This is a genomic window from Sodalis endosymbiont of Henestaris halophilus, from assembly GCF_900161835.1.
In the GTDB taxonomy this organism is placed as follows: domain Bacteria; phylum Pseudomonadota; class Gammaproteobacteria; order Enterobacterales; family Enterobacteriaceae.
This window is the reverse complement of record NZ_LT897836.1, coordinates 188,078-203,495: the sequence shown is the minus strand read 5'-3', so window position 1 is coordinate 203,495 and position 15,418 is coordinate 188,078. Positions and strand designations below refer to the sequence as shown.

At 35.9% G+C, this 15,418-nt stretch carries 4 protein-coding genes and 1 pseudogene; 3 read left to right on the top strand and 2 right to left on the bottom strand.

Annotated elements, in window-relative coordinates:
* The first annotated feature begins 6 nt into the window (after positions 1-6).
* A complete protein-coding gene (rpoZ, locus tag HBA_RS00480; RefSeq protein ID WP_097032112.1) occupies positions 7-282 on the top strand; it encodes a DNA-directed RNA polymerase subunit omega in 276 nt (91 codons plus the stop codon).
* Between the two features lie 20 nt (positions 283-302).
* Positions 303-2,411 (top strand): annotated as a pseudogene (gene spoT / locus HBA_RS00475) (bifunctional GTP diphosphokinase/guanosine-3',5'-bis pyrophosphate 3'-pyrophosphohydrolase).
* Between the two features lie 4,453 nt (positions 2,412-6,864).
* On the opposite strand, the gene typA reads toward spoT, so the two are convergent.
* Positions 6,865-8,676, bottom strand: a complete 1,812-nt coding sequence (gene typA, locus HBA_RS00470) for a translational GTPase TypA (RefSeq protein WP_097032111.1) — start codon at positions 8,674-8,676, stop codon at positions 6,865-6,867.
* 2,658 nt (positions 8,677-11,334) lie between these two features.
* On the opposite strand from typA, the gene yihA reads away from it, so the two are divergent.
* Positions 11,335-11,976: a ribosome biogenesis GTP-binding protein YihA/YsxC gene (gene yihA, locus HBA_RS00465; RefSeq protein WP_097032110.1), complete on the top strand. Its 642-nt coding sequence runs from the start codon at positions 11,335-11,337 to the stop codon at positions 11,974-11,976.
* A gap of 291 nt (positions 11,977-12,267) precedes the next feature.
* On the opposite strand, the gene polA is transcribed toward yihA, so the two are convergent.
* Positions 12,268-15,063, bottom strand: a complete 2,796-nt coding sequence (polA, locus tag HBA_RS00460) for a DNA polymerase I (RefSeq protein WP_097032109.1) — start codon at positions 15,061-15,063, stop codon at positions 12,268-12,270.
* Between the last annotated feature and the right edge of the window lie 355 nt (positions 15,064-15,418).

Below are 15,418 nucleotides of genomic sequence, written 5' to 3'. Positions count from 1 at the left end.
TCACATATGGCACGCGTAACTGTACAATACGCCGTCGAAAAAATTGGTAATCGTTTTGATCTAGTTTTGATCGCCGCACGGCGCGCTCGTCAGATTCAGATTGGCGGAAAAGATCCAATGGTCGCTAAAGAAAACGATAAATACACTGTTATCGCTTTGCGTGAAATCGAGGAAGGCCTAATAACCGACCAAATCTTAGATATGCACGATCGCAAGGAGCAGCGAGAACGGGAAGCGAAGGAGATAAAGTCAATAACCACCGTCGCTGAAGGCCGCTATTAAAAGCAGGTTTCGAGCCTACTTTGTATCTGTTCGAAAGTCTGAATCTTCTGATTCAACGCTATCTGCCTGAGAATCAGATAATACTCCTCCGGCAGGCTTATTTTGTCGCTCGTGATGCGCACGAGGGGCAGACTCGTTCCAGTGGTGAACCTTATATCACCCATCCCGTGGCGGTTGCGTGTATCCTGGCAAAGATGGGTCTAGATCATAAGACACTAATGGCGGCACTGTTGCATGATGTTATTGAAGATACTACCGCTACCTATCAGGATATGGAAAAACTATTTGGTAAAAGTGTCGCTGAGCTGGTTGAGGGCGTGTCAAAGCTAGACAAGCTTAGATTTCGCGACAAAAAAGAAGCCCAGGCCGAAAATTTCCGTAAAATGATAATGGCGATGGTGCAAGATATCCGTGTCGTACTTATAAAACTTGCTGATCGTACGCATAATATGCGTACCCTTGGTTCTTTGCGGCCGGAAAAAAGGCGTCGTATCGCGCGCGAGACTCTGGAAATCTATAGTCCTTTGGCCCACCGACTGGGTATCCATCACCTCAAAAACGAACTAGAAGAGCTGGGTTTTGAGGCGTTATATCCCAATCGCTACCGGATTATCAAGGAGGTAGTGAAAGCTTCGCTCAGTAACCGAAAGGCATTAATACAGACAATACTGACTGAGATTAAGGGTCGCCTAACCAAAGCTGGAATTCCCTGTCGCGTTAGCGGATGGGAAAAACATCTTTATTCTATTTATTGCAAAATGCACTTGAAAGAAAAATGTTTCCGTTCCATAACGGACATTTATTCTTTTCGGGTGATCGTCAACGACATGGATACTTGTTATCGGGTGCTGGGTCAGATGCATGGGTTATATAAACCACGCCCCGGTCGGGTGAAAGATTATATCTCTATCCCCAAAGTCAACGGCTACCAATCCTTGCATACGTCGATGATTGGTCCAGATGGCGTGCCGGTGGAAGTGCAGATTCGCACTGAGGACATGGATAAGATGGCTGAAATGGGAGTAGCAGCTCATTGGGCATATAAAAATCAGAGCAAAATTAGTACTACTACGCAAATCAGAGCACAACGTTGGATGCAAAGCTTATTGGAACTACAGCAAAGCACCGCCAGTTCTTTTGAATTTATTGAATGTGTTAAATCTGATCTTTTGCCCGACGAAATCTATATTTTTACCCCTAAGGGACGTATCATCAAATTGCCAGCGGGTGCTACGCCAGTGGACTTTGCTTATGCCGTGCATACCGATATCGGTCATGCTTGTGTTGGTGCACGGGTTGACAGGCAGCCCTACCCGCTTTCCCAGTCGCTCACGAGCGGCCAGACCGTGGAAATTATTACCGCTCCTGGCGGGAGACCTACCACCTCCTGGCTAAATTTTGTCGTAAGCGCTAAGGCGCAGACCAAAATTCGTCAAATGCTACAATACCTCAAGCACGAGGACTCAGTTAACCTTGGTCGTTGCTTGCTTAGTCATGCATTAGGCAGTAGCCACAAATTGATCGAGATGCCTCTGGAAAATATACAACTCGAACTTTATAGAATGAAATTAACGACGCTTGAAGATGTTTTTGCAGAAATAGATTTTGGAAACGCTATGAGCGTAATTGTTACAAAACATCTGCAGGGCGAACAATTTAACTTGACGCCTCTTTCTACTTTGCGTACAACGCTGATTAAGTATGCGAACGGCTTGCGGATAACTTTCGCTAAATGCTGTTGCCCTATTCCTAGCGATCCGGTTATCGCCTGCGCTATCCCGGGGAAAGGTATAGTAGTGCATCACGTATCTTGCCACAATACCAAAATATACAAAAATAGCCGGAGAATTCGTACCTGTAAAGTGGAAAATAATTAAGAAACAGAAATTTATCATCGGAATCAAAGTAAATATATTTCATCATTAAAAAGTGTAATATAGCTAATTTAACTGCATCGATTAACACTGTTAATGGTAATATACAAAGCCTTACTACCGAAGAGTAAGTAAGGTGTATATAATTGTGCATTTATTTTCCTAACGATACGATATCTCATCCATCTTTCAAATATTATGCGTACAATCAGTATTATGCTGTATATCGTTCGGATGAACCGCACTAGTAATTAGTGCCATGATGCCTGAAATGTACGTTAGTTGTTTAATTAGCAATTCTTGAAGAAAATTTCCTGCTTTAATAGAAAAACCTCACCAGGATTAACGTTTTATGTCAATGATAGTATTTGTCGCTATTGTCGATATTTGAACGATCAGCTTCATGCTCAACGCGCGTTATTAAATAATGCAATTTAATGCAAGAAACTTAGTACTATAGCAATCACTTTACCGATTCTATCGATATTACTTTTATATTCAACCAATACTTATAGGTCAAGATAGTTCGTTGATGTGTTGTGCTTATTGAATGAAAGAATAGGCAATAACTAACTACTATATTTTATCTCACTAATATAACTACATTAGTAACTACTATATTAACACGTTATATTTTGAATATTATTCATTCATACAACCTAGTTAAATATGTTGTGGCGATGTCACTAACATCTGAACAGCAATTTTGAGCGTATTAACAGTATTGCTAAATTTGCTTGCTCTTAAATAGTTGACTTGGTCAAGAGTAGATATATTTGCTTCCCTAAAAGGGAAAGGACTAGTCGTTAACTATTTCAAGCACTACAGAGATCCTGAAAGATCTACCTGAATAATTTGTAGTATTTTCAAGCGTATTAAGGAAGTTAATATTTTAACCATAAAACTGGTTATGGCTGTTACGTTAATGTAAATAAAGCAAAAATAAATCGTAGAGGTAACTACCGGGATAAGAGATAAGTATAACTGCTCTTTGAGATCTTAAAGATCGAATAAGTATCGATAACAAGCTAATAAAGCGCCTTTATCAAAACAAAATCTGTCACGATTCGCATATATTTATGGAATTCCACGTAGTTCCATAAAGCACGACCATTGCTTGTATATGCATATATACAGGTCTAAAGAAAAATGAATTAGAACGCTTATTTTAAAAAAAAGGCAGATAAAGAATTTTATAGTATTATACTGAATAACTACACGATATATGCCTTTATAAATGTACTGAATACATTGTGTAAAACAGCGTGATATTTTTAACTAAATACCCATAATCTGTACTGTTGCAGTCATTGTAACAGTGTAGGGTATCTACAAACGTAAACTACAAATTTTTACTCGATATTTTGTAGAAAATTATGGTCTTTTCTTAAAAGAAAACCTAGACAACAATTGTTGCACCTTTTTGCTTAAGTACATCTAAATAAATAAATTGGTTCGGCTTTTCCTGCACATATTTAATGCAAATAAATTCTATCTACGTATTTTATTTTAAATTATAAACTAAACGATTAATCGCAATACAGATTAAAAATTAGTTTTAAAGAAAAGTATTTTACTAACACCCATGCTTATGCTGTCAAATCGAAATTTTTGTATCTCGTGTAGTAAAGTCTACTAATATTATCTGTTATTACGTGTTTAAATTGTCAACTGTTTAATTTGCCGCATATTTTAACGGCAAATAAACCATCGGTTATATCTCCCTAAGTTTATATATTTACAAAACTTTTATCTATGTCGAACTTTTCTGTAAAATGGTTAGTAATAACACACGGTTAAAATGCTTTAACTTTCTAATGCTCAATTAAAATAGATATTAAGTAGGGACATTACTGAAGTTAAATATATTATATAGTATAAATTTTCCGACATTTTTATGAAAGTTTAATATTAACCGATGTAGTTTAATTAAATCGCTGGTCGCTAATACTCTTGTAAGACAACAAGACTATGTATTTTACATCGCAACTAACGATTTACTTAGTGCTGCGACGCGCGGTTTTGAGTTAAGCTAAGAGCAATTATAGTTGAATTTAGGGAAGGTTTTTGTATTATCTTTACCCATGGGTGGTTACTTTAATTAATACTTTACCAAAACTTATCATAAAAGTAGATGATAAGATAAATAAGAAATATATCAGTAAGATTATGAAAGATAGCTTTAGGTAATTAATAGAATAATATAATCCTATAATCTGGTCAAGATTTAACTGCTGCCGATAAGAATTACGATCATGACTATAGCTATTTCATCAAAACGTTATAAAGTGTTATTTAACAGAGAACAAATCAGGCGTTGAAGCTGAACGTAGGATATAGAACATTTCTAACATTATATACTGCCATTACAAGACATTCTAAATTTATTAATTAGTAAATTATTAATATTTTATCCTTACATGTTGTAAGGAGTTATTGATCAAATAATTGATGTGTTTATCAATAAACAAATAAATAAAGCTATAGTTTATAAAATAAAATGTGTGCGTTTGATGTAAAATACTATACCGCTAGCTCTAAAACCAATACATAAAAACTGTTCCAGCATACGTACGTAAATATGCTTTTCTCGGAAATATAGCGCAATGTCTCGGCTATGATGGGGTGCCGCATGGTGTTGTAAGTTTTGAATTTTATGTTCAATTACTCTGGCTCAACGTAATCAACAAAAGTACGCTCAGAAGATACACCTATATCAAATTATGATATATATAAAAAAGATATGCTACAGCATTTTTAATTAAAAAGCGTAAATTTGTTGCGCTATCATTAACGCGATTACAATTTTCTAAATTATCGACTTTATTAAATATCAAGCAGTTCCCTATCACGATGTTCATGGAGACCTCTTACCTGATCGAAAAGAATGTCTGTTGCCTGATATTTCAACGTAGGGTACGCATAATTTGGGTATTCTATCTTTAAGTTTTAAAGAGGTATATTAATGAAGGACTGCTTATAAAGCTCATTTTTTGCTATAGTTGGTAAGATTTCTGCCAGAAAGCATAATGCAGACCTCAAATGAGTAACGCGTGATAAATATTGGGAAACATACGATATACAATGTTAGTTTAATAATAATGGTAAATTTATAGTTGCTGCGCGAATAACCAGCGTTGCCTAGGGATTACTAACAGCAAAAAAACAGTATTAAAATGTTTTCTATATTGAAGCTTTAGTGCAACTATTTGATGTAAATATTTATATTAAGTAATAAAATATTCTTAAAGTTTAAGACATAGTTGTATAGTAAAATAAGCATAGTAAAAAGGTAAATTAAAATCATGGTGTTTTGTTTGTATTGCTGTTTTTAATAATTCTATAGTTAGATGAGATATAAATAAACTTACAACAGTGTATGAAGTCAATAACGAGGATTTTTACAACATTAAGCGTACCTCCGCTTAGTAATAAAGAAAACGAGATGGGGTGCACGATTAACGTGTGTGCTCTTGCTATACATATCGCGGTGCAATACACAATAATTATTTTGGTATTTTATGCCTATGTGCTAGATGTTAAAAAGTGCTACTTCTGATGCATCATTAGTTAATATTAATGTAATTAATGATCATATATTCGTATAACTATTTTTATGCATGCAATTAATTAGTGTTATGGCATTATCTATAATGCCTATAATGTATATTAGTTTAATAAAACTTAATATTTAAATATATTTAGTATATGACTTATGAATAAAAACACGTAATTATGATATATACTAAATAGTAGCGATAACTAGCATGCACGGTAAAATAGTAACTAATTGTAATAATATACAGGTATGGTTACGGGTATGTCGCGAGAGGTATATAGAACTTACAACGCTGCTGTGTAACGTTTTTTAAACTATCGCACGCTGGAATTTCAGTGTTAAATTAGCGTAGATTTATATTTTTATTCTGCAGCTATATAGGGGAGTTAACCGTGCCTCACGACAATACAGTAACGCACCATTTTATTTCCAGTCAGCAGACTTTTGTTATGTAAATAAAAAGCGCAGGCTATCGATCTATCAGTATGTTAATCAAACTAAACAAAACGCTGTTTTTTGGTGTACAGCAAAACCACGTTTTTATTATAGATCTTATTAATTATAATTTGATATTGACAGCCATTTGTTATCCTATAAACATTTTTGAGTGTATTAATAACAACTGCTTTGTAACAAAATATTCTGAGGTGTGTAATATCCCAGAAAACTACACATTTATCCTGCTGATAATTTATTAGGCGCTTGATGATATTTTTTATTTAATATTTATTAGTACAGGACTGTTGCCTGCAAGGCAGGCATTAATTGCTTCTATTTATATAATTTAGCACTAAAATAAGGCTCATCAGTTTATTTTAGTTAGTGTAATGTTAAAACATTAAACTTTGTATGCACTCCTAGAATTAGCTTCTGATCGCATTTATGCGTTAATGATTGATAGATAGTTTACCAAGCAAATTTTTAATTACTGTCGGCATTAAATTGTCATGCTGCAATATAAATAATTATAAATATACGAATTGTATTTACAATAGATGACTTAATAAATTAAGGAAATAGGATTAGGCATTAGCGAAGCCTATTAAAAGCATAGAAATAGATGCCCCAATGAATGGAAAATTGAGTTTTATTCTTGAAGTAAAGAGAGGGCATAATGTGATTTCTACTTCTCCTTTTGGCTTTAATTAGTTATGAGCGATTAGTACGCTTACGTTCTTTATGAGTGAGGTAACGTTTACGTAAACGGATTGATTTCGGCGTCACTTCGACTAATTCATCATCATTGATAAATTCCAGTGCTTGCTCTAAAGACATTTTTATTATTGGCACGAGAGTGATTGCTTCTTCGGCACCAGAAGCGCGCATGTTAGTCAGTTTTTTACCGGTCAAACAGTTAACTGTTAAATCGTTAGAGCGAGTGTGAATGCCGACAATCTGACCTTCATAAACTTCTGTGCCGTGACTCACAAACAAATGTCCGTGATTCTGCAGGCTATATAGAGCGTACGCTACTGCCTTGCCGTGATCGTTGGAGATCATCACGCCGTTTTGACGCCGGCCAATTTCTCCAGAGAGCACGTTGTCATAGTTGCTGAAGGTGGAATACAATAAACCTGTGCCTGAGGTTATTGTCAAGAAATCTGTACGGAAACCAATTAGTCCTCGGCTTGGAATTACATAATCTAGACGTATGCGGCTTTTACCATTTGGTAGCATGTTGCGCATATTACCTTTACGAAAGCTCATGGCTTTCATAACCAGTCCCTGATGTTGCTCTTCAATATCCAGCGTGACTGACTCAAAAGGTTCTTGTTTGGTGCCGTTGACAATACGAAAAATAATTTTCGGCCGAGAAACGGACATCTCGAACCCTTCACGACGCATTTGCTCGATAAGTACCGACAAGTGCAGCTCGCCGCGACCGGAAACGAGAAAAGTATCCGGATCTTCGGTTTCTTCTACACGCAGAGCCATATTATGCAATAGTTCTTTATGCAGACGTTCTAGTATCTGGTTGGATGTGACGTATTTTCCTTCTTTACCGCAAAATGGTGAGGTGTTAACTCCGAATGACATGGATACGGTAGGTTTTTCAACTGCAAGTGGTGGTAGTGCTTCTATCTGAGAAGGATCGCAAATGGTATCCGAAATATTTAGCTGGCCTAGCCCAGTAATTGCAATAATATCGCCAGCTTCTGCAAGCTTGACTTTTATCCGCTGCAAGCCTATATAGCTCATTATCTGGCTTACTTTAACTTTATAGCGTTTGTCTTCACTGTTTACTACGATCACTTTTTGGTTGGGTTTTACAGAGCCGCGCTGAATGCGACCAATCCCAATAATGCCAAAATAGCTGTCGTAGTCAAGCTGAGAAATCTGCATCTGAAATGGGCCATCAACGTCAACTTTAGGGGGATTAACGTTTTTCACTATTGATTCAAACAGCGGGGTCATATCGGTTGCCATTTTTTTATGTTCTAAACCAGCTATACCGTTCAGCGCAGATGCGTAGACTATCGGAAAATCAAGTTGCTCGTTGTTAGCACCTAAGTTAATAAATAAATCAAAGACTTGGTCTACAACCCAGTCTGGTCTAGCGCCGGGGCGGTCAACTTTGTTTATAATCACTATAGGTTTCAGACCATAATCGAATGCTTTCTGCGTAACGAAACGGGTTTGGGGCATCGTTCCATCCATGGCATCAACTAACAGCAATACTGAGTCAACCATCGACATCACACGCTCAACTTCGCCGCCGAAATCGGCGTGCCCAGGGGTATCGATGATGTTAATTCGGTAGTTACGCCAATAGATGGCGGTATTTTTAGCGAAGATGGTAATTCCACGCTCTTTCTCCAAATCATTGGAGTCCATTAAGCGGTCGGTTGCATTGGTATGGTCACCGAGCGTTCCAGATTGTTGCAACAATTTATCAATTAGGGTGGTTTTACCATGATCTACGTGTGCAATTATGGCTATGTTACGCAGGTTTTCGATCACAATTTTGTCTCAAGCAATTAGAAAGAATATGTTATAATACACTTATTATTAGGTGATGTAATACATTAAATCTGTCGTTTATAGTAATTATTTAATTGTACTTGTTTGCCACACCACTTTCTAAGTGGGAAAGATTATTTCTTTCTTACTTACACGCACTTTCATAGTGAATACGTTACAATAAACTACTACTAATATATTAAAATATAATTAGACTAATGTAATCCCGTGTGTATAGTAAAGTTAAGACGAAGTGTATATTATTGTTTCTAGTTCATTCCAGCATAATTTTAGTTTTAAACATAAGCTATGTGCAACAAACTAAATTTGGTTTATAAGTATCTTCTTTATGAAGAAAATAATAAAATTTATAAAATATTTTATTTGTTAAAAATTTATTGCGATACTTAAAGTATTCGTTAAGATTTAATTGGTTATATATTTAACATCAAAGATTAAAAACAGAATTTTATTCTGTGTGCGCCAGACAGAAATAAAGCTTGAATAAATACTTTGCAGTTATTAAATATTTGATGATTTCCCCATCAACGAATATAACATAGGGAAAATATTTCCCACTTACTCCTAAGCCAGAATGAATTTGATTTACGAAAAATTTATCGATCAAAAATCTTATGTGATATCCTTATAGCTAGTCATTATGAAAAGCTATAATAGTGCTTTTCTATCCATAATCAATTTTATAAATTTTCTGAAATTTCCTAGTTAGTTTATTAAGTATTAGTTCTACTTGAACTAAAATTTTTTTTGCTAGATATCTCCGTTGAAAATTTTATTTTCTGGATCAAATGGGTTAAGTATTGTTGATACTAAAGCTTATTAGTTAATGATAAAGTTTATGAAGGTATCAACAAAAAAATACCTAGCAAGTAGTTATTTATTAGTTTCGTAAAAGAATTCTTCTCGTGGGATTTGCATTTTATCATATATTTAACTATGGTAAACATTAGATAAGCTATGCAGCCATTTTATCATAAAACAACTACTCGCTTCATTAATTTGCCTTATAGATAAAATCTAGATTTAGATATAAGTCATTCATAATGTTGCCTATATATTAATTAAATCATCATTTATGTCTATAAGTTGATGAGTTTTTTAGTAATCACGGTCCCAGCATGCTGCTGTCATATATCGCTAATCAAAGATGGTAAGTAAATTGCTTCCCGGTGGTTGTTAGCTAGATAGAAGGTCTTATTAAAGTGCGCTTCCCGGAGCCGGCGGTTAATTCATACCATACTTTGCATTTTACTAGCTCTTATAATTCGTCAAACCTAGAGAGGTATTATCAATACAACTCATTTTAGTGATGCTATGAATAAGAACTTGTACGGTGGTCTGTTGGTGTTAAGACGTCAACTATATCTTGACCGTGTCAGGCCATAGCAGGGAATATTAAACGCCTTGAATGCAAATTGTAACTTTTTGATTAAGAGTGTTATATTACCCAGTAACATCATGAATGTTGATCGGTGTGTGCATATAGAAAAAACGACCGCTCACTTGTAATATTTACACCCTATAGATTGTGTAACTGAACTATAGTTTTGAATAAATTAATTTTTCTTCGTGAAAATATCTTTTAACCTATCTTTATAAAAATTTTCTCTATCATCTTTACTAGGCGATCATACATAGTCACCTATAATCTATCGTTTTGCACTGACTGCATGAGATAAATTTCTAACTGAAAACCGTTACACTATACAAAATTATAAAAATGCTTAATTTATTAAGCACAAGTATCCATACTTGCTGTATAATGATCTTATAGTACCGGTGCCGCCGACCAAGAATTTTATAAGCTAATAGCGCAAATTGTGCGTAAGCTGCTTGTTACTCTGCTATCGGAAATGCTGCGTTATGTTTGCCTTCTTACTTTTATGTTGAGCCGATGTGTGTGATTTAAAATGTTTAGCTAAAAGGTGGCACGGATAATAAAGTGATGCTGTTAGCAAACGATACAGAACACATATCCGATCTTTGATCTTGTAGAGGCTAGATAAAGATGCATACTGATGAGTTGGTGCCAATAGGTAATTACTACCCTCTTAGATAAGAGGGTAGCTTGAATATGCTCAACAGGTCGTAGTATGGAATGGTGATCGCAACTTTCATGATCGCAACTTTTAAAGTTGATCCATGATTTGGTTAATATAAATTATGTCATGTACTGAATATCAGTTGCAGCCAGCTGCAACTGCGTGTTGGTAGAGAGATGCGACACTATTATAGCAGAATACGCACATTTCTTGTCATTTGTTGTTCCTAATTGGTTACCTACTAGTGTATAGTAGTATATTGATAAGCGGAGACTATGTACCTGGTAATTATGTTACAACTTTAGAATTTCTTCTTTTATCCTCTATGGTAATCCTTACGGAATTATGGTTATTAATACAATTGTCTTACGGGGTAAGGATATTATAGAGAACAGTTTCGGCCATTGTCACTGTGCTAGTAAACGCCTAACATTATTTAATTTTGGGATGAAATAATATTTATTGTTGCAGTTCAATTTCAAAGAAAGTCACGCAAGAAAATCATGAACCATGCATTTGGATTAAAATAAAATACATTATTGTATATAGTTATATAGCTATATTTTAACTGGTCATTACTAGAGAGAGGATTTAGTTGACTAAATCTTATAACTATCAGAAAACCCATTTCTTGACCAGTGCATCGGATATTCACAATTTGCCAATTGACAGTAAGCTTGAAATAGCTTTTGCGGGACGTTCTAATTCTGGAAAATCCAGCGCGATTAACACTCTTGTGAATCAAAAAACACTAGCTAGAATTAGTAAAATGCCCGGTCGCACACAGCTTATCAACTTGTTTGAGGTAGAGCCTGGCATTAGGCTAGTAGACCTTCCTGGCTATGGTTACGCTAAAGCCCCCGTAGTGTTGAAACGCCAGTGGCAACGTGCCTTAGCACAATATATTCAGAAGCGCGACAACCTCAAAGGACTAGTGGTATTAATGGATATCCGACACCCGATGAAAGATCTTGACCAGAAAATGTTGCAATTAGCGGTAGATGTTAAGATCCCAATTCTTGTTTTGCTTACCAAAGCCGATAAACTAGATTCTGGAGCATGTAAAGCACACTTAAATCAGGTGCGTAAATCAGCGTTGATGTTTATGGGTGATGTACAAGTGGAAATATTTTCTTCGCTTAAAAAACTCGGCGTAGATAAATTACGGCATAAACTAGATGCATGGTTTGCAAATATCCCATCATCGTTAGAGATTAAGTTGCCTTTTAGAAAATAATAAAACCGATGACTTACTTGAAATGTAACGCTTGCGGGCGTTATTACAATTGTTTACAGTTGTTATGGTTATGTGAGTAGATAATTCCCGCAAAGCATTTTGCGAAATTAATAAAAAATATCTCAAGTATTTTATGACTAGGATGTTTGATAGTTATCAAACTTACAGATGCCGTTTTAATAGTAAATAAAGAGTAAGTTGTAGTTTATTTCCGCTTTTTACATATAAGTAATACTTTTAATATAAATAACTTATGTTTTAATATAGTTAGTTTACAAAAGTGTTGATTAACTATTTTGAATGAGCTTCATCCCAGTTTGTACCGATACCTATGTCTACCTGCATCGGTACATCTAACATAGAACAACCTTCCATTAGAGATTTGATTTTTGTTGTGTTGATCTCGACTACATCCTGTTGCACTTCAAATATCAATTCATCATGAACCTGCATAATCATGCGAACCCGCGGAGCTTCATGCTGCAGCCAACTGTCGATCGCAATCATTGCTCGTTTAATAATATCAGCTGCTGTGCCTTGCATAGGCGCATTGATAGCCGCGCGATCTGCGCTTTTATTACGTGTACCGTTACGTGAGTAAATATTTTTCAAATAAAGTCGCCTCCCGTTCAGAGTTGTGACATAGCCTTTCTCAATAGCTTGTCTGCGAGTTTCTCTCATATATTTCAAAATACTGGGGTACCGCTTGAAATAGAAATTCATATATTGCTGCGCTTCTGAGTGCTTTATTGACAACTGACGAGCTAGACCAAAGGCGCTCATTCCGTAAATCAAGCCAAAGTTAATAGTTTTGGCACGGCGACGCTGATCCTGAGTTACTTTATCTAACGGCATACCAAATATCTCGGCGGCGGTAACGCAATGAATATCTTTACTTTCAGCAAAAGCATTCAGTAATCCGGGATCGCGAGATAGATGCGCCATAATGCGCAACTCAATTTGTGAATAGTCGGCCGTTACGATAAACGAGTTTGGAGGCGCAATAAACGCCTGTCGTATACGTCTTCCCTCATCAGTGCGCACTGGTATATTCTGTAGGTTAGGATCACTAGAAGATAGGCGTCCCGTTACGGTAATGGCTTGATTATAAGAGGTATGTATCCGTTTTGATACTGGGTTGATCATTTGCGGTAGTTTATCTGTGTAAGTGGATTTAAGTTTGGCTAGACTTCGGTATTCTAAAATTAGCTTTGGCAGCGGGTAATCTAGCGCTAATTTTGCTAGCACCTCTTCATTGGTAGAAGGGGTACCCCTCGGGGTTTTTTTTAGCACCGGCAGTTTTTGCTTATCGTAGAAAATTGTTTGTATTTGTTTTGTAGAGGAAAGATTGAACGGTTCTTTAGCTAGCTGATGTGCTTTTTGCTTAAGCGCTTCAAGGCGTTTGCTTATCTCTATCGAATGCACGGTGAGTATATTTTCGTCAATGAGCACACCAGTATGTTCGATGCGAGAGAGAACTGGTACTAGCGGCATCTCGATTTCTTCAAAAATCTTTTTCAGTTCCGATGCCTGCTTAATTAGCGGCCACAGCTTCTGATGCAAACGTAGTATCGTGTTAGCGTTTTTTGTAGCGTAGGGATCATTTGTTTTAAATGCAATTTGATTAAACGTTAGTTTGGTACGTTTTTTACCAGCTATTTCCCCGAAATTCACGGTAGTAAACTGTAAAAAACGGTCTATTAAACTATCTATATCGTGGCGTCCAGCGCTGCTGTTTAGCACGTAAGATTCTAACATTGTATCGAATATAATACCAGATAATTTAATTCCATATCGGTTTAGAACCTTAAGATCAAACTTTAGATTTTGACCAATTTTACTAATGGAAGGATCTTCTAGCACTGGTTTTAGCATTGCCAATGCGACTGCGCGATCAAGTTGATTTGATGTATCTAAATAGTTGTGACCCATTGGCAGATAGGCTATTTCTCCTGACCTTATGGCAAAGCACAATCCTACAAGATTAGCAGTTAGTGTATTCAGCCCGTCTGTTTCGGTGTTGACCGCGAATACACCAGTGCTTCGTATTAAGGCAATCCATTTCTCTAAGGTTTTTATCTTATTGATAATAAAATAATTATTTTTTGATGATGGATTAATTGGTTCTTCCTGGGCGGTAAAACGTCGTGGTGCGGTAAAAGGCGATGGCAAAGCAACGGCGCTTTTGCTATTCTGTAGCCATTTGCCAGCTTCTAAGTCGCGTATCCAGCGTTTAAATTCATAACGCTGAAATAATATCATGAGGGTTTTACTCTCAAGTTTTTGCACCATTAGCTCATCATAAGATAAATCTAGTTCCACATCGGTTTTAATCTTCGCTAACTTATAGGAAAGAAATGCTAATTCGCGATGCTGAGCTAGTTTTGCAGCCATTGTTTTAGCGCCACGGAAACGTAAAGTGCTGATGTTATCCAGTTGTTTATATAGGTTTTTCAAACCACCAAAATTTTGTAATAGCACCTGTGCAGTTTTTTTTCCTATTCCTGGAATACCCGGAATATTATCAGAGTTATCGCCAATAAGTGCCAGATAATCAATGATCAGCTGTGGTGGTACGCCAAATTTTAGTTGCACCTCTTCTGGACCAAAGATAATATTCGACATGGTATTGATTAATGTAATGTGAGGTGATACCATTTGCGCCATGTCTTTATCACCCGTGCTTATCAACACATCTCGTCCGTTGCGCTCTGCCGACTGCGCTAGCGTACCGATAACATCATCGGCTTCTACACCATTTATAGCTAGCAATGGTAGCCCCATAGCTTTGATCATATTGTATAGCGGTTTTATCTGATTGCATAAATCGTCCGGCATAGGAGGACGACGTGATTTGTAATGCTCAAATAATTCATCGCGAAAGGTCTTACCTTTGGTATCAAATATAACTGCTACGTGGCTTGGTTGGTATTTTATTAGCAGACTTTTAAGCATATTTAATACACCGTACATTGCTCCCGTAGGTTCACCTGCACTATTGGTCAGCAGTGGTAATACATAATAGGCGCGGTAAAGATAAGAAGAACCATCTACTAGTATGAGTGGGTTTTCTGTAATTTGCACCATAGCGTATTTCGTTATTTATATTCATCAACTGATAAAATTTTATCACAGGCAACAGTTGTTTTTTCTACTACGATCGTTAGCGTAATATAAGTAACAACAGAAACCTCAAAATGTAGATATATAAAACAATATGTTATTGTGTATAACTATGTGAATAAAATTATAGTTTTTTTATTGACGGTAGTAGTGTTTTTTAAACATAAAATAAAAACCTTTATTATTAATATGTTATAGATTAATCTATCTATAGAAAATTTTGTTACATGGTAATCTAATTGTGAATATTAAATATTATTAATATTTTCCAAAAAGACATTTTTTCTGAAAAATTAAGGAGATGTCTGCTCATTTAATC